The organism is Pseudomonas sp. UM16 (genome assembly GCF_050312595.1).
Lineage (GTDB): Bacteria > Pseudomonadota > Gammaproteobacteria > Pseudomonadales > Pseudomonadaceae > Aquipseudomonas.
This window is the reverse complement of the sequence record NZ_JBNPJT010000009.1, coordinates 186,655-203,482: the sequence shown is the minus strand read 5'-3', so window position 1 is coordinate 203,482 and position 16,828 is coordinate 186,655. Positions and strand designations below refer to the sequence as shown.

Below are 16,828 nucleotides of genomic sequence, written 5' to 3'. Positions count from 1 at the left end.
TCGACCCACCACCCCCTGGCTTTAATCTCAAATCAGCGTAGACCCAAGCGCTTGGCCAGGCGACCGAGGTTGGCCCGGTCCAGGCCCAATTCGCGGGCGGTGCTGGCCCAATTGTGTTGATGACGTTCAAGGCACGCCTGGATCAGCTGACGCTGGTAGTCATCCAGGGCCTGACGCAGGTCGCCGCCAGGCAGCGTTGCATCGGCAGGCAACGCCGCAGGGGCGTGGTGGAGTACCGGTTCGAGTGGTTTAAGGTCCAGGTCAGTGGCGTCCAGAGTCAAGATTTTCGGGCGTTGGCGGTGCTGACCAAGCGCCTTGAGCGCCGAGCGACCAATCAAGTGCTCAAGTTCACGCACGTTGCCCGGCCAGTCATAGGCCAGCAAGGCGGCTTGCGCTTCGTTGCTCAGGCGCAGGCTGCCCAGGCCCATACGCGAGCGATTCTGTTCGAGAAAGTAGCCGCTGAGCAGCAACACATCACGCCCGCGTTCGCGCAGGGGCGGCACCAGCAACGGGTAGACACTCAGGCGGTGGTAGAAATCAGCGCGATAGCGTCCGGCCCGTACTTCATCGGCCAGGTCGCGGTTAGTGGCAGCGATCAGACGCACATCAACGCGGTGCTCCTGGTCCGAACCCAGGCGTTGTAACTGCCCGCTCTGCAATACCCGCAGCAGCTTGGCCTGTACTGTCAGAGACAACTCGCCGACTTCGTCGAGAAACAGTGTGCCACCGTTGGCCAGCTCAAACTTGCCGCGTCGCTCGCCGACAGCGCCGGTAAAGGCCCCCCGGACATGACCAAACAGCTCGCTCTCCACCAGGGTATCGGGCAAGGCGGCGCAATTGAGGCTGATCATCGGCTTGTCGGCGCGGCTCGAGGTCTGATGGATGGCCTGGGCGACCAGTTCCTTGCCGACGCCAGTTTCCCCGGTGATCAGCACCGTCAGGTCACTGCTGCCAACCAGCTGGATTTCCTCCAGCAGACGTTTATGCGCTTTACTCTGACCGATCAGTTCCTTGTGTTGCTGGCCGCTGGCCTGGCGATACAACTCGGCCCGTTCATGCTCATCTTCAACGCGCAAGGCCAGGCGTTCGATGCGTTCGGCAACATTGACCGTGGCCGCCGCCAGGCTGGCAAAGGCTTGCAGGGCATCGAGTTCGACCTGCTGGAATTGCTCAGGGTCCAGGGCGTCAAGGGTGATCAGGCCCCATGGCTGCTCATCGACGAACAGCGGGCAGCCCATGCAGTCATGGACTTCCAGATGTTGGTGCAGGCCTTCGACCAAGCCGTCGTAGGGGTCGGGCAGTTCACTGTCGCTGGCAAAACGGGTGGGCGCGTCGTTGCCCAGAATCGCCGCGAAGCGCGGGTGTTCATTAACCTTGAAGCGCCGGCCAAGGGTGTCGGTACTCAGGCCGTCAACTGCCAGTGGCACAAGCCACTCACCGTCCAGGCGCAGTAAGGCAGCCGCATCACAGGGCAACAGGCTGCGCATGGCTTCGAGCAAGCGGCGGTAGCGCTCGCGCTCGGGCAAATCGCGGGCCAGGTCGCTGACCAGTGGCAGCAAGGCAGTGAGTAGAGGTTTTGTGGTCATAAAGACTCCAATTGGTCTATTTGACTATATATCAGCTGTTGTCTTTATGACTCACTAATTTATAACTTATTGATTTATAAGGTATTTAAAGTTGGCATGGAAACTGTAATAGCAAAGGCATTCATCAAGAAGCCACAGGCTCAGGAGTCATCCATGCTCAATGCCCAGGATCGTGCGATCGTCAAAGCCACTGTTCCCCTGCTGGAAAGCGGCGGTGAAGCGCTGACGACTCATTTCTACAAGCTGATGCTCAGCGAATACCCCGAGGTGCGTCCGCTGTTCAACCAGGCGCACCAGGCCAGCGGTGACCAGCCACGGGCTCTGGCCAACGGTGTACTGATGTACGCCCGGCACATCGACCAGCTCGAACAGCTGGGCGGTCTGGTCGGTCAGATCATCAACAAGCATGTGGCCTTGCAGATCCTTCCGGAACATTACCCGATCGTTGGTAGCTGCCTGCTGCGCGCCATCGAAGAAGTCCTCGGCAAGGAAATCGCCACGCCCGAGGTGATCGCGGCCTGGGGCGCTGCCTATCAGCAATTGGCCGATATCCTCATCGGTGCTGAAGGCGATATGTACGATCAAAAAGCTGCTGCCCCTGGCGGCTGGCGTGGTGCGCGCGATTTCAAACTGGTGCAGCGCGTCGAAGAAAGCAGTGAAATCACCTCCTTCTACTTTGTCCCGGTCGACGGTGGCGCGATTCTCAAGGCGCTACCGGGCCAGTACATTGGCCTGCAACTGTTCATTGATGGTGAGGAGCAGCGTCGTAACTATTCGTTGTCGGCCCTGAGCGATGCCGGTCAGTACCGCATCAGCGTCAAGCGCGAAGCGGGTGGCAAAGTCTCCAACTACTTGCACGAGCAGTTGGACGAAGGCGACACTATCAAGCTGTTCCCGCCAGCGGGCGAGTTCACCTTGAGCGCTAGCGACAAACCGCTGGTATTGATCAGTGGCGGCGTCGGCATCACCCCGACCCTGCCGATGCTCGAGGCCGCACTGGAGAGTGGGCGCCTGGTGCACTTTATCCACTGCGCGCGCAATGGCGCGGTGCATGCCTTCCGCGACTGGGTCGATGAATTGGCGGCGCGTCATCCGCAAGTCCAGCGTTTCTACTGCTACGCCGAAGACGATGGCGTCAGTGAGCCTGCCGATGCCGTCGGCCTGCTCAGCGCCGAGCAACTGGGTGAGTGGTTGCCACAAGAGCGTGATGTGGATGCCTACTTCCTTGGCCCTAAAGGCTTCATGGCGACGATCAAGCGCCACCTCAAGGGCTTGGGAGTACCTGAGAAGCAAAGCCGCTACGAGTTCTTCGGCCCAGCGTCAGCCCTCGAATAACGCGTTTTTCCCGCGTTATGCTGAATAGGACAAGGCACAGCCAGCAATGGCTGTGCCTTGCGGCATTTGGTCGCCTTCTCAAACAGGGTGCCTGGCCTTTTTACTGCATGCAGACAAAGCGTCATGCGCATGCCGCATCATCCTTCCAGCCGTATCAAGGAAACCGAAATCGTGAACATCAAATGGGCTGACAAACTGCGCAAGGGCCTGCATGGCTCGGCGGATTCGCTGGGCAACCTCTGCGTCGAAGCGTTTCACTACCTGGCCCTGTTCGGTATTGGTGCGATCACCGCCTATGCGGCAGTGGCGACCTTCATCGATATGCTCAGCAAGGGCGGTATCAGCGTCGATGACATCCTACTGCTGTTCATTTACCTCGAGCTTGGGGCGATGGTGGGGATCTACTTCAAGACCAACCACATGCCGATCCGCTTCCTGCTCTATGTGGCGATTACCGCGCTGACCCGCCTGTTGATCGGCGACGTCTCGCACCACAAGGCGCCGGATGTCGGCTTGCTGTACGTGTGTGGCGGCATCCTGCTGTTGGCGTTTGCCATTCTGGTAGTGCGCTATGCCTCGTACCAGTACCCGTCGACCAAGGCGATTGATGCGAGTGGCAAGGAGATTGAGGAAGGCAAATGACCTTTCCGGCCTGACGTTTCGCCGTGACACGGAGGCATTCGTTGAAACGGCCGCAAAACTGGGTCACCGCGATTTGTCAGGCCCAACGCGTTGCGACTGCCTTGCAGTCGATCACAGCCTCGCGCCTCGGCAGCGACTGCAGTAAGTGCTGTTGTGCTCGGTGAACAACCATAAAAAAAGCGAGCCCTGAGGCCCGCCTTTTTACCGTCTGCGTTATGTCATTCAACTAATACTGCGAGCTTGCTCGTTTTCCAGGAACTCTTCCTGTAGCAGGCCGTCATTCTGGGCGTCGTCAGCGGTTTGCTGGGCAACCGCGCGTTTGCTGCGCAGTTTGCCGTAGAAGTGCTCCAGGGCATGATTGAGCTTGATGGCAGCACCCTCGACAGCCTGGTCGAGCGATGCGGATTTATGACTCACGGAAATCGGTTGATGGCCTTTTGGGCGTGCCTCCATCTGGCAGCGTTTGTCGTGCGGACCTGGCTTGTCGCCATTCTCGTCGCGCAGGTGGACCTCAACGCGGGTGAGGTCTTCGTCAAAACGTTCGAGCGTGCTTTCTACGGTGCTGCGGACCCACTCTTCCAGTCGAATGTTGCCTTGAATATGGTTGTCGCTATTGACTTGGATTTGCATAGTTCAATCCCTTATTCAGCTAGCTCGCAAGAGAATCGATGGGGCCTTTGCGGCCTGTGAGAATCATCGCCTCTTGACTACAAGGTCAGGCACTTGGCGCGAGATTTCAACCCCTTTGCAAAGATAAATTTCTTGTTGCAAAAAGCCCGGTGTCGGCCGGGCTTTTGCATGCCTTGGATCAAAACGCGACAGAGGTCTGCAGGTATACCGTACGAGGTTCACCGACATACTTACCTTTGTTGTTGTCATCAAAGGAGCGCGTGTAGTACTGGTGATTGAAGATATTCTTCACCCCGACAGCAACGTTCAGGTTCGCTAGTTGCGGGCCGAAATCATAGGCCGCACGGCTGCTGAACAGCATGTAGCCAGGGATGCGCCCGTTGCTGCCATCGGCACTTTCGCTGGAGGTGTTGGCGTTGTCGGCGAACTGGTCGCTCTGGTAAGTGCTGTCCAGGTTCAGTTGCCATTGACCTTCGGTGTAGCCAACGCCCAGCGTGCCTTTGTGACGAGAGGAGAACGGCACGCGATTGCCTTTGTTCGGCCCATCTTCGCGGATTTTCGCATCGACAAAGGCGTAGGTTGCATACACGTCAAACCCTGCCAATGCCGGGTTCAGGCCTTCGAGTGCGTACTTCACGCTGGTCTCGATTCCCTGGTGGCGGGTTTCGCCACGGGCGATCACCGAGTCGTTGGTCTGGTTGCTTTCGTACTGGTTGTCGAAGTTGATCAGGAAGGCGCCGACCTCGGCCTGGAACAGGCCATCGTCGTATCGGGTTCCCAGCTCCCAGGTGCGGGCCTTTTCCGGTTTGACTTCGCCGCTGCTGACGCGGTTGGGCATCTGGCTGTACTGCACGCTGCCGAACGAGCCTTCGGTATTGCCATACAAGTTCCAGCTGTCGGTCAGGTGGTACATCACGTTCAGCGCCGGCAATGCGGTGTTGTAGTCGCCCTGGTAGTGCTGGCCCGTGAGCTTGTTGCTCTGTTCGGAGTCGATCATCTCGTAGCGGATGCCTGGGGTAATGGTCCAGCGGCCGATGTCGATGCGGTCATCGAGGAATATCGCGTGGGCTTCGGTGCCGCCGCGGGTGTCGCGGTCGTTGCGGCTGGCGGTGGTCGGTAGCTGGTTGGCGCTGATGGGTTCGCGGTAGCGTAATTCGTGCCCGGCTTCGTTGATGTAGCGGTAGCCGACGCCCACTTCATGCCAGCTTTGACCCAAGGCAAAGCCCTGGGAGAAGCGCGTTTCGATACCGCGCACCCAGTACTCGCGTGGCGACAGTGAAACAAAGCTGCCTTGATCCAGATAGCCGCTGCGCAAGGTCTTGGTGAAGAAGCTGTTGACGCTGAACTGACGGGCGTCTTCCTTGTAGTCGTAGCCGAAATTGAACATCGTCCGGCGCCCCCAGAACTTGTCCTGCGGACGCGTCGACTGGTACGGGTCGGCATCATAGTCGGCCACGTTCAAACCGCCGGGCATCTGCGCTTCCCCCTCGTAGTACTGAGCCATGGCGTGCAGGCTGTTGGCGTCGTCGAGCTGCAGCTTGCCTTTGAGGATCAGATCATCGATTTGCGTGTCGCTGTGTTCGCGCCAGTCGCCGCCACGTGTGCCGGAGTAGAGCAGGGCACCACCGAGACCATTGTCGTTGGTGCCGCCAGCGAGCAAATTGGCGCTGGTCTTGAAACCATCGTGGCTGGAAGAAGGGCTGGTCTGGGTTTGGAAGCCGGCTTTGACCGTTGGTTCATCCGGGATCGCCCGAGTCACGAAGTTAACGATACCGCCGACGTTCTGTGGCCCGTAACGTACAGCGCCGCCACCCCGTACGACGTCTACGGCATCCATGTTGCCCATGCTGATCGGGGCGAACGACAGTTGTGGTTGGCCGTACGGGGCGAAGGGCACAGGAATGCCGTCCATCAGCACCGTGGACCGTGATGCCAGGCGCGGATTGAGCCCACGAATGCCGAAGTTCAGCGCCATGTCATGGCTGCCGGTGCCGTTATTTTCCGGGGCGTTGACGCCAGGGATGCGGTTGAGTACTTCTCGCGCGGTAATGGCACCTTGGCGTTCGAACGCCTCGCGGCGAATCACATCACGGGCGCCAGGGTGTTCGAAAACATTGTCTTGCTCGGCCACACCCAGCCAGTCCCCAACCACGGTCGAAGTGCCGAGCTCGAGAGGGGCATGGGTGGCTGCCTGCGGTTGCAGGCTAAAGGCGTTTTCACCCTCGGCACGGGCTTGCAGGCCGCTACCCTGGAGCAGAATGTCCAGTGCCTGTTGCGCGCTGTACTCGCCGTCGAGGCCCTGGCTTTGCACGCCGCGGGTGACCTGCGAGCCGAACGAGATCAGCACGCCGCTTTCCCGGCCGAATTGATTCAAGGCGCTTTCCAGCGACATCGGAGCAATGCGATAGGTGCGCGCGGCGGCGTTTTCGGCCAGGGTGGGAACGGCGACAGCGCTCAAGCTTGCACCGAACAGCAGGGCGCGAAGGGAGTGGGCGAGTGGGCTCGGGCGAGGAGGCATGCAAGGGGTCCTTGAGAAGGTCAAAGCAAAGGGTTCTGCCTTCTCTGTCACGCGAGATGCAAAAACGGCTCAGGCGATTTCAATAAACTTTCAGACGCGAGCTTCGACCGTCACCCAATAGCGAGTAAAACGCCGTACGCGTACGGGCAAGGCGACTTCCAGCAGGTCGAGAATGCGCTCGCTGTCAGCCAGTGGATAACTGCCGGAAATCAGCAGCTCGGCCGCCTCAGGAGCGCAGTTGAGCTGACCACGGCGATAGCGCCCCAACTCGTCGAGAAAGTCGCCCAGGCGCATATGCGCCGCCACCAGCATGCCGTCGGCCCAGGCTCCGGCGTTGTGGTCCAGGGCCTGCTGGGCTTGCCATTGCGGGCCGTTGAAACGAGCTTGTCGACCGGCGTCCAGTTTATTGCCGGCCAGGCTGGCATCGCCCTGATAGACCGCAAGGTGGCTGTAGTGTGGGTATTGGCGCAGGTTGTACTGGCCGCTGCTCAGTTGCAGCAGGCCGAAATCGGTAAGTAGCTGCAGGGGGCGCATATCGCCGGCGACGGTGAGCTGTATTTCGCCTTCGAGCAGGCGCACCAGGCGCTGCTTGGAATCGAAGCGCACATCGGCGGCGCTGCGGGTGTTCAGCTGCAGCACGCTGCCGTCGGCGAGTGGTTGGCGGCGGCGCTCGCCCACCGCGCTGCGATAGTCGGCAAGCAAGGTCGGCAGCGGGTTGTGCTGTTGCAGGGTCAATCCGGCGGCGCCGCCTACACCAAGAATCAACAGGGCTTTGAGTGCCCGCCGACGACTGGCCGAACGCGGTGCCTGCAGCGCGGCATGGGCCAGAGGTGAAGACAGCCCGCGCAGGCGTTGATTGACTCGCTGAATATGCTCCCAGGCCCGACGATGCTCTTCATGAGCCTGCAACCATTGTTGCATGGCTTGCTGTTGGCGCGGATCAAGGGTATCCCCTTGCATCTCGATCAACCAGTGCACGGCCTGCTCGGCTACCTGCGGCGAGAACGCCTTCACAGGGCAAAGTAACAGCGCAGGGCTGCCTTGTTCAGGTAGCGCTTGACCGTGGCCAAGGAGATGTTCAGTTGCGCAGCGATCTCGCCGTAGCTCAACCCGTCGACCTGAGCCAACAGAAACGCGCGCTTGACCAGCGGTGCCAAACCGTCGAGCAGGCGGTCCAGCTCCAGCAGGGTTTCAAAGATGATTGCCCGGTGTTCCTCCGAGGGCGCCATTGCCTCCGGCAACTGCGCCAGCGCCTGGTAGTAGGCGCGCTCCAGATCCTGACGCCGGTAGTGGTTGAACAGCACGCGCTTGGCCACGGTGGTAAGGAACGCCCGTGGCTCGTGGAGCACGGGTGTCTCGCGTGCCTGCAGCAGGCGCATGAAAGTGTCCTGAGCCAGGTCTGCAGCGTTGTCCGGGCAGCCCAGGCGCTGGCGCAGCCAACCGGTCAACCAGTTGTGATGGGCGTGGTAGAGGCCTTCGAGTGGGGAAGAGGGGGCACCGGGCACCGTGAACACTCCGGCGCCAGAATGCGCAACAGAATAAGAATTGTTCTCATTGTAGTGTGTTCACAGGCCGCTCGGCAATCAGCGCCTGATTAGCGGGAAAAGTTCAGACCGGAAAATGTAAATAACGTAAATAATCTTTACTCTCATTTGAGAATAAATAGCATTCACCCCCTGATGGGTTTACCGAACCTTTACATTTCTCAGGGAGAGCTTCACGTGGCCCCGCTTTTCACCCGATCCTGCCTTGCGCTTACCCTCTGCTCGCTTTACACCAGCCAGGCCAGTGCCGAAGGCCAAAAGCCTATGGAACTGGACAACGTGGTGGTCACCGCCTCCGGCTTCTCCCAGCAGATCAAGGACGCGCCGGCGTCGATTTCGGTGATTACCCGCGAGCAGATCGAGAACAAATCCTATCGTGATGTCACCGACGCCTTGCGTGATGTCCCAGGTGTAGTGATCACCGGTGGTGCCAGTTCGAGCGACATCAGCATTCGTGGCATGGCCTCCAAATACACACTGATGCTGGTCGACGGCAAGCGCCAGGATTCGCGGGCGACCCGGCCCAACAGTGACGGTGCCGGTATCGAGCAAGGCTGGATGCCGCCGCTCGAGGCAATCGAGCGCATCGAAGTGGTACGTGGGCCAATGTCGTCGCTGTATGGTTCTGACGCCATGGGCGGGGTGATCAACATCATCACCCGCAAGGTGACGCCGAACTGGTACGGCGGTGTGCGCACTGAAGCCACCTTCCAGGACCGTTCCGATTCGGGTGACTACAACAGCACCAGTGCCTTCGTTTCCGGGCCGCTGATCCCTAACCTGGTCGGCTTGCAGTTGTACGGGCTAACCTCCCACCGTGACGAAGACCACATCGTCAACGGTTTTAACGAACAGAGCACCGACAGCGGCACTGCCAAGCTGTCGTTCACCCCCGACGAACACAATGACATCACCTTCGAAGCCGGAAAATCCGAGCAGGAGCGTTATGCCAACGTAGGGCGTTCGGCGCGGTCTTCCGACAGCCAACAGGATTATGATCGCACCAATTTCTCGATTTCCCACTCCGGGCGTTGGGAAAGCATCACCACTGACAGCTATCTGCAGCGCGAGAAGATCGAAAACCCGGCCCGGCGCATGGAGCTGGAAAACACTGTGCTCAACACACAGATGTCGTACTTCAGCGAGTCGCACATCACCACCTTTGGCGGCCAGTACAAGTACGAAGACCTCACTGACGAAGGCAATCAGCTGGCATCGGCGTCCAGCGTCAACCAGCTCACGCGCTGGTCCTGGGCGCTGTTTGCCGAAGACGAATGGCGCCTCACCGAAGCCTTCGCACTGACTGCCGGCCTGCGCATGGACCGTGACGAAAACTACGGCACGCATTGGTCGCCACGCTTGTACGGGGTGTACCACTTTACCGACCACTGGACCGTCAAGGGCGGTGTATCCAGCGGTTATCGCTCGCCAGATATCCGTGCCGCAGTGGATGACTGGGGTCAGATCACCGGTGGCGGCGGCGATCCAGCAATCATCGTCGGCAACTCCAACCTCAAGCCTGAAAAGAGCCTGAGCCAGGAAATCGGCGTGGTCTGGGACAGCCTGGAAGGGGTCTCTACCGGCCTTACCGTGTTCAACACTGACTTCAAGGACAAGATCACCGAAACCCGCCGCTGCACCGACAGCACCGGAAATGCCTCGGGCCAGTGCCAGATTGGCGGTACCTCGTACAAGTTCATCAGCGACCGAGTGAACGTTGACGAGGCGACGATGCAAGGCATCGAAGCGACGCTGGATTGGGAGATCACCCAGAGTCTGAAGTTGGCCAGCAACTACACCTTCACCGACTCCGAGCAAAAGAGCGGGCCGCAGAAGGGCAAGCCACTGAACCAGATGCCACGGCATATGTTCAACGCCACCCTCGACTGGCAGACCACCGATCAGCTGGGTACCTGGGCGCGGGTCAACTACCGCGGCAAGACCTCCGACTATTTGGGGCGCACCACCATGTCCGATGGCACGCCGTCGTACACCTTTGTCGATCTGGGCGGCACCTACCGGGTAACCAAGAACCTCAAGCTGCTGGCGGGTGTGTACAACGTGTTCAACAAGGAAGTCGATTACGAGGACTACCAGACCGTGCTTGATGGTCGCCGCTACACCGTGGGTATGGACTTGTCGTTCTAAGGCGCTGTCCGGTGGTTTTGCTTATGAGAATATAAATCATTACTATTACTGGCCCTTCACAATGGATGGATGCCATGAAAAGCAAAGCTGCCGGGCTGGCGTTTAGTTATCGCCTGGCCGTGACCTCCCGCTGCCTGGCTGCAGTGTTCGGTGGCTATCTGTTGGCGGCCATGGCCAGCGTCTGCATCAGCCTGCTGGCGCCGCTGCCCAAAGCAGAAGCGGTGATCAGCGGCATGATGCTGTCGTTCCTCTTCTACCTGGTGGCCTTTCTCTGGTGCTTCGCCTGTCGGAGCGCCTGGCGGGCCTGGCTGGGTGTGCTGCTGCCGAGCCTGGTACTGGGTGCCATCAATGGCTTGGCCTACTGGATGAAAAACGGATGAAAGAGGGCTTTCGCCAGGCCATGGCCTGGTTGCATACCTGGACCGGCTTGATCTTCGGCTGGCTGTTGTTCGCGATTTTCCTCACCGGGACGATGTCCTATTTCAAGGAAGAGATTAATCATTGGGCTCAGCCCGAGGTGCAGGTCCGCCCGCTAGACCCGATGACCAGCCTGGTCCTGGCTCAGGATTACCTGGAGAAAAATGCGCCCAAGGCCGGCAGCTGGTTCATCCGCCTGCCTGAAGCGCGTGAGCCGGCGCTGAGTGTCGGCTGGCGTGCCGAAGGCGCCGGGCGCCGTGGCTTCATCGAGAAAACCCTGGACCCTGCTACGGGTGCCGAAATCCAGACCCGGGAAACACGTGGCGGCGACTTCTTCTATCGCTTCCATTTCCAGTTGGAAATGCCTCACCCCTGGGGTCGCTGGTTGTCGACCTTTGCTGCATTCATCATGCTCTTGGGCCTGGTGACCGGCATCATTACCCACAAAAAGATCTTCAAGGAGTTCTTCACCTTCCGCCCAGGCAAAGGCCAGCGTTCCTGGCTCGATGGCCACAACGCCATCGGCGTGCTGGTGCTGCCGTTTCACCTGATGATCAGCTACAGCAGCCTGGTGATTTTCATGTCGCTGGTGATGCCGGCGAGCATCATCGCCAGCTATGGCGACAACACCCGCGACTATTTCAATGACCTGTTCGGTACCCAAGAGCAAATCAAGGTGGCCGGTGTGGCCGCGCCATTGCTGGCGCTGCCGACGCTGTACCAGAAGTTCCAGGAGCAAGCACCGGGCAGTCGCCCGGGCTGGATCGAGGTGCAGAACCCCGGTGACCAGAACGCTCGGGTACGCTTCTCTCGCCATGGCGGTGAGCGCATTGCCTACCAGCGTGGTGGTGGCTGGGTGTTTGATGGGGTTCGCGGCACGCTGCAAACGAGCAGTAGCAATGAAGCGACACCGGTGTTGATATCCGGGGGCATGTACGGCCTGCACATGGGCATGTTTGCTGGCCCCTGGTTGCGTTGGCTGTACTTCTTCTTCGGGGTGGCCGGTACGGCGGTGATCGGCACTGGCCTGGTCCTGTGGCTGGGCAAGCGTCAACTCAAGCATGCCAAGAGCGGTACGCAACCCTTCGAGCTGCGTCTGGTGGAAGTGCTGAACATTGCCAGCATGAGCGGCTTGCTGCTGGGAACGGCGGCATTCTTCTGGGCCAACCGCTTGTTGCCGGTGGGCCTTGAAGGGCGTGCTGGCTGGGAGGTCAATAGTTTCTTCCTGCTCTGGGCGTTGTCGTTGTTGCACGCCATGCTGCGCCCGGGGCGCCGAGCATGGGCCGAGCAGTTGGGCCTGGCGGCGCTGCTGTGGGCCGGCTTGCCGCTGCTCAATCAATTGACCACCGGCCAGGGGCTGGTGCATTCGATCTCGGCGGGTGACTGGGCGATGGCCGGGTTCGACCTGACCGCCTTGGGCTGCGGTGTGTTCCTGGCCTGGGGGGCTAAAAAAATGTGGCGTCCACCCGTGCCGGCCAAGCGCGCGGCCAAGGCGGCAAAAGCGCCGAGTGCCAAGCTGATTGAAAGCGAGGTGAGCTGATGTTGGCCATTGCCCTGTTCGGTTTTGCCGGCTTTGCCTGCCTGTGTCTGGCGATGGAAAAGCACTACAAGGAACTGCTCGGTGCGGCGCCCAGCGCGTTGCGCTTGCGCACCCTGCGCATTGGCGGTTGGTTGTTGCTGCTGGCAGCGCTGAGCTTGGCCGTGCGCCACAGTGGCTGGGCCATGGGCCTGGTCGAGCTGTTTGCGGTGTTGATGGCAGGCGTCACCCTTTGGGTGTTCTTGTTGCCCTATCAACCGCGTGTGTTGTTGGGGTTGTTGGGGCTTAGCCTGGTGCTGGGGCCAGTGTTGGTGCTCGCTGCGTAAGCGGTGCTAGCGCCTGAAGGCTGCGCGATAGGCGCCAGGTGTGGCCCCCAGGGCCTGGCGGAAGCGGTTGCTGAAGTGGCTGGCGCTGGCAAAGCCGCACTGCAGCGCGACTTCACCCAAGGGCAGCTCGCCATAACGCAGCAACTGACGGGCCATGGCCAGGCGCCGGGCCAACAGGTACTGATGTGGCGGTAGGCCGAAGCTTTCGCGGAACATCCGCGCAAAGTGGTATTCGGACAGGTTACACAACGCCGCCAACTGACCCAGGCTCAAGGGCTGGTCCAGACGCCCTTCGATGTAATCACTCAACTGCCGGCGCTGATGTGCGGCCAAACCACCTTTGAGGCGTAAGCCCTGGCGCAGCCCGACCTGGCTGAGCACGGCGTGATCGAGAATTTCGTGGGCCAGGGTGCTGGTCAACAGGCGCTCGCCCGGTTCGTCCCAGTTCAGCGCGATCAGTTGACGAAAACGCCGGGCTTGCTCGGGATCGTCAAGGAAGGTCGCTTCCTGCAATTGCAGTTCACGCGGTTCGCGGTCGAGCAGGTTGACGCAACCGAGAGCGAATTGCTCCTGGCTGATGTACAGGTGCGCCAGGCGAATCGAGCCGTTGACCACCCAGTTGGACGCCGAGCCGGCCGGCATGATGCACAGCTTGTTCGGCGCGCCTTTGTGCGCGGGTTGCTCGCGGCGGAAGGTGCCGGTGCCGTCGGCAATGTAGCAGGACAGGGTGTGATGGCTTGGCGCTTCGTAGTCGCGGGCATCGTGGCGGTTGTTCCATAGGGCTGCGGCCAGGCCGTCACCCAGGTGCGCGCTGTGTTCCAGGCGAGCATGGGGCGAGTCGTGCATGGCTTTGAAAACGTGCAGCTGGTCCAACGGATTCATGATCGATACCTCTGGTGGTCATCCTACTCCGCTGGACAATGCCTGGCAGTAGCGGGCAACGCAAAAGCGCAAGAATGTGCAAGCGCATACCGCCCAACCGGCAGGAGACTGGTGGCCTGGATGCGAGGAGCGCTGCCATGAACCTGTCGTTGTACCTGCTGACTGTATTGATCTGGGGCACCACCTGGATCGCCCTGAAACTACAATTGGGTGTGGTCGCCATCCCCGTGTCGATCGTCTACCGTTTTGCCTTGGCCGGATTGATTTTGTTCGCCATCCTCCTGCTCAGTCGTCGCCTGCAGCCGATGAACCGGCGCGGCCATGGCATCTGCCTGGCGCAGGGCTTGTGTCTGTTTTGCGTCAACTTCATGTGTTTTCTGACTGCCAGCCAATGGATTCCCAGCGGTCTGATCGCGGTGGTGTTCTCCACGGCGACTTTGTGGAATGCGCTTAATGCTCGGGTGTTTTTCGGCCAAAAGATCGCCGCCAATGTTCTTGGTGGCGGCGCGTTAGGGTTGGGCGGGCTAGGCTTGCTGTTCTGGCCGGAACTGTCGGGACACGCGGCGAGCCGTGAAACGCTGATTGGCTTGGCCTTGGCGCTGTTGGGCACCCTGTGCTTCTCGGCAGGCAACATGCTCTCCAGCTTGCAACAGAAGGCCGGCTTGCGGCCGATGACCACCAATGCCTGGGGCATGCTTTACGGTGCCGGAATGCTCGCGATGTACTGCTTATTCATCGGCATTCCTTTCGAAATGGAGTGGAATTCGCGCTACATCGGGTCGTTGCTGTATCTGGTGGTTCCGGGGTCGGTGATCGGCTTTACCGCCTACCTGACGTTGGTTGGGCGCATGGGGCCGGAGCGGGCGGCTTATTGCACCGTGCTGTTCCCGTTGGTGGCGTTGAATGTCTCGGCGTTCTATGAGGGCTATCAGTGGACAGCGCCGGCACTGTTTGGCCTGGTGCTGGTGATGCTGGGCAATGTGCTGGTGTTCAGGAAACCCAAGGCCAAGGTTGTTACACCTGCGGTGGCCTTGAGGTAACTGTCGGCTGTGGGGCCTCATCGCCGGCAAGGCCGGCTCCTACAAGGGAGTGTTTACTTCCATACCTGCGGGTTGACCAGGTCGCGCGGGCGCTCGCCGAGCAGGGCACTGCGCAGGTTATCCATCGCCCGATTGGCCATGTCATCACGGGTTTCGGCGGTGGCTGAGCCAACGTGGGGCAGGGTCAGGGCATTGGGCAGCTGGAACAGTGGCGATTCGGCCAGCGGCTCTTTCTCGTAGACGTCCAGCCCGGCACCGCGAAGGGTGCCATCGCGCAGCGCTTCAACCAGAGCAGCTTCATCGACCACCGGGCCGCGCGAAACGTTGATCAGAAACGCGCTGGATTTCATCAGCTTCAACTCACGGCTGCTGATCAGGTGTTTGGTTTGCGCACCCAACGGTACCACCAGGCAAACGAAGTCAGCTTCAGCGAGCAGTTGGTCGAGGCTGCGGAACTGGGCACCGAGCTCCTGTTCCAGCGCTGTCTTGCGCGTGTTGCCGCTGTAGATAATCGGCATGTTAAAGCCAAAGCGACCACGACGGGCAATGGCCGCACCGATGTTGCCCAAACCGACGATACCCAGGGTTTTACCATGCACATCGCTGCCAAACTGCGCCGGGCCGACGGTGCCTTGCCATTGCCCAGCCTTAGTCCAGGCATCGAGTTCGGCGACGCGCCGGGCGCAGCCCATGAGTAGGGCGAAGCCAAGGTCGGCGGTGCTTTCAGTGAGCACGTCAGGGGTATTGGTCAGGGCAATGCCGCGCTCATTGAAGTAGTTCAGGTCGTAGTTGTCATAGCCCACCGACACACTCGATACCACCTCCAACTTACTGGCATTGGCCAGCTGCGCCTCGCCAAGCTTGCGACCAACGCCGATCAGGCCATGGGCCTCGGGCAACGCTTCATTGAACTGCGCACTGATATCGCCGAGCTTGGGGTTCGGCACGATCACATTGAAGTCTTGCTGCAGGCGTTCGACCATCGCCGGGGTGATGCGGCTGAAGGCAAGGACAGTCTTTTTCATCGGCGAAATCTCTGCGGGCGGTGGAGAATGGGTAGCACGCTATCATTCTCCACCGCCTCTGTGCAGCAAGATTTCAGTTGGCGATGAGCAATTCGTGGGTCTTGAGGTCGGCCTCGTGGGCGGCGAGGATTTCCGGCAACGAGTTGCGCAAGTACTCGACCCAGGTCTTGATCTTGGCATCCAGGTACTGGCGTGACGGGTAGATCGCGTACAGGTTCAGTTCCTGCAAACGGTAATCGGGCATCACCCGTACCAACGAGCCATCGCGCAGCCCTTCTATGGCCGAATAGATCGGCAAAACACCGACACCCATACCACTGCGGATCGCGGTTTTCATCGCATCGGCCGAGTTCACCTGGAACGGTGCCTGGGTAATGTTGACCACCTCCTGGCCTTCCGGCCCGTCGAACAGCCACTTTTCCAGGGGGATCACTGGGCTGACCATGCGCAGGCAGGCGTGGTTGAGCAGGTCGCTGGGCTTGTGCGCAACACCATGGCGACTGACGTAGTCAGGCGAGGCGCAGACGATGCTGTAGGTAATCCCCAAACGCTGGGAAACAAAGCCCGAGTCCGGCAGTTCGCTGGCCAGCACGATGGACACGTCATATCCCTCGTCGAGCAGGTCCGGCACGCGGTTGGCCATGGTTAGGTCGAAGGTTACGTCCGGGTGGGTTTCGCGGTACCGGGCGATGGCATCAATGACGAAATGCTGGCCGACACCCGTCATCGAGTGCACCTTCAACTGTCCGGCGGGGCGGGCATGAGCGTCGCTGGCCTCGGCTTCGGCTTCCTCGACATAGGTGAGGATCTGTTCGCAGCGCATCAGGTAACGCTTACCGGCTTCGGTCAGGGCAATGCGGCGGGTGGTGCGGTTGAGCAGGCGCGTTTGCAGATGGGCTTCAAGATTGGAAACCGCCCGCGAGACGTTGGCGGTGGTCGTATCCAGTTGCACAGCGGCGGCAGTAAAGCTGCCGACTTGCGCCACGCAACTAAAAGCACGCATGTTTTGCAGGGTGTCCATGGGTCGCTCTCAAAGTAGACGACAAATTGTGACATGAAGTAACCGAGGCGGTCTTCAGACTAAAGCCGGATTATCGCTGTTTTCGTAACAAAGATTCGCAGTAATACACGCTTATCGCCAGTGCAGCTGCCCCCTAGAATTGCGTCTCCAAGCGTCATCCACCTTTTACGTCGGGAA

15 protein-coding genes are annotated in these 16,828 nt (G+C 60.0%); 7 read left to right on the top strand and 8 right to left on the bottom strand.

Annotated elements, in window-relative coordinates; genetic code table 11:
- Positions 1-32 precede the first annotated feature (32 nt).
- Complete coding sequence (gene norR, locus ACQRAX_RS13050; protein WP_412039872.1) at positions 33-1,586, bottom strand: nitric oxide reductase transcriptional regulator NorR; 1,554 nt, start codon at positions 1,584-1,586, stop codon at positions 33-35.
- 153 nt (positions 1,587-1,739) lie between these two features.
- On the opposite strand from norR, the gene hmpA reads away from it, so the two are divergent.
- The gene (gene hmpA, locus ACQRAX_RS13045) at positions 1,740-2,921 is read left to right on the top strand and encodes an NO-inducible flavohemoprotein (RefSeq protein WP_412039871.1); all 1,182 of its coding nucleotides are present in this window, start codon (positions 1,740-1,742) and stop codon (positions 2,919-2,921) included.
- Between the two features lie 171 nt (positions 2,922-3,092).
- A complete protein-coding gene (locus ACQRAX_RS13040) occupies positions 3,093-3,563 on the top strand; it encodes a phosphate-starvation-inducible protein PsiE (RefSeq protein WP_045183769.1) in 471 nt (156 codons plus the stop codon).
- A gap of 222 nt (positions 3,564-3,785) precedes the next feature.
- On the opposite strand, the gene ACQRAX_RS13035 is transcribed toward ACQRAX_RS13040, so the two are convergent.
- From ACQRAX_RS13035 to ACQRAX_RS13020, 4 genes are all read right to left on the bottom strand, one after another.
- Entirely contained in the window at positions 3,786-4,193 is a 408-nt protein-coding gene (locus ACQRAX_RS13035; RefSeq protein WP_045183690.1) for an HPF/RaiA family ribosome-associated protein, read from the bottom strand.
- A 178-nt stretch (positions 4,194-4,371) separates the two neighbouring features.
- Positions 4,372-6,711 carry a TonB-dependent Fe(3+) dicitrate receptor FecA gene (gene fecA / locus ACQRAX_RS13030; RefSeq protein ID WP_412039870.1) on the bottom strand — a complete coding sequence of 780 codons (2,340 nt, stop codon included), beginning with the start codon at positions 6,709-6,711 and terminating at the stop codon, positions 4,372-4,374.
- Between the two features lie 90 nt (positions 6,712-6,801).
- Positions 6,802-7,689 (bottom strand): FecR domain-containing protein, encoded by an 888-nt coding sequence (locus tag ACQRAX_RS13025; protein ID WP_412039869.1) that lies wholly within the window; start codon positions 7,687-7,689, stop codon positions 6,802-6,804.
- A gap of 32 nt (positions 7,690-7,721) precedes the next feature.
- Positions 7,722-8,216: a sigma-70 family RNA polymerase sigma factor gene (locus ACQRAX_RS13020; protein WP_412039868.1), complete on the bottom strand. Its 495-nt coding sequence runs from the start codon at positions 8,214-8,216 to the stop codon at positions 7,722-7,724.
- A gap of 216 nt (positions 8,217-8,432) precedes the next feature.
- Between ACQRAX_RS13020 and ACQRAX_RS13015 the strand changes: the two genes are divergently transcribed.
- The 4 genes from ACQRAX_RS13015 (at position 8,433) to ACQRAX_RS13000 (ending at position 12,683) form a co-directional block, all read left to right on the top strand.
- Positions 8,433-10,403 (top strand): ligand-gated channel protein, encoded by a 1,971-nt coding sequence (locus ACQRAX_RS13015; RefSeq protein WP_412039867.1) that lies wholly within the window; start codon positions 8,433-8,435, stop codon positions 10,401-10,403.
- Positions 10,404-10,477: 74 nt separating this feature from the next.
- Complete coding sequence (locus ACQRAX_RS13010) at positions 10,478-10,783, top strand: DUF3649 domain-containing protein (protein ID WP_412039866.1); 306 nt, start codon at positions 10,478-10,480, stop codon at positions 10,781-10,783.
- Positions 10,780-12,360: a PepSY-associated TM helix domain-containing protein gene (locus ACQRAX_RS13005; protein ID WP_412039865.1), complete on the top strand. Its 1,581-nt coding sequence runs from the start codon at positions 10,780-10,782 to the stop codon at positions 12,358-12,360. The genes ACQRAX_RS13010 and ACQRAX_RS13005 overlap by 4 nt, the downstream gene beginning before the upstream one ends.
- Positions 12,360-12,683, top strand: a complete 324-nt coding sequence (locus ACQRAX_RS13000; RefSeq protein ID WP_412039864.1) for a DUF3325 domain-containing protein — start codon at positions 12,360-12,362, stop codon at positions 12,681-12,683. The genes ACQRAX_RS13005 and ACQRAX_RS13000 overlap by 1 nt, the downstream gene beginning before the upstream one ends.
- Positions 12,684-12,689: 6 nt before the next feature.
- Here ACQRAX_RS13000 and ACQRAX_RS12995 read toward each other — a convergent pair whose 3' ends face one another.
- Positions 12,690-13,565, bottom strand: coding sequence for a helix-turn-helix domain-containing protein (locus tag ACQRAX_RS12995; RefSeq protein WP_412039863.1), 876 nt, complete (start codon positions 13,563-13,565; stop codon positions 12,690-12,692).
- A gap of 137 nt (positions 13,566-13,702) precedes the next feature.
- Between ACQRAX_RS12995 and ACQRAX_RS12990 the strand changes: the two genes are divergently transcribed.
- On the top strand, positions 13,703-14,605 hold the full coding sequence (locus tag ACQRAX_RS12990) for a DMT family transporter (protein ID WP_412039862.1): 903 nt from the start codon (positions 13,703-13,705) through the stop codon (positions 14,603-14,605).
- Between the two features lie 53 nt (positions 14,606-14,658).
- Here the strand turns inward: ACQRAX_RS12990 and ACQRAX_RS12985 are convergent, their stop codons facing one another.
- Together ACQRAX_RS12985 and ACQRAX_RS12980 are read right to left on the bottom strand one after the other, a co-directional pair.
- Positions 14,659-15,630: a 2-hydroxyacid dehydrogenase gene (locus ACQRAX_RS12985; protein WP_412039861.1), complete on the bottom strand. Its 972-nt coding sequence runs from the start codon at positions 15,628-15,630 to the stop codon at positions 14,659-14,661.
- A gap of 73 nt (positions 15,631-15,703) precedes the next feature.
- Positions 15,704-16,651 carry a LysR family transcriptional regulator gene (locus ACQRAX_RS12980; protein ID WP_412039860.1) on the bottom strand — a complete coding sequence of 316 codons (948 nt, stop codon included), beginning with the start codon at positions 16,649-16,651 and terminating at the stop codon, positions 15,704-15,706.
- Between the last annotated feature and the right edge of the window lie 177 nt (positions 16,652-16,828).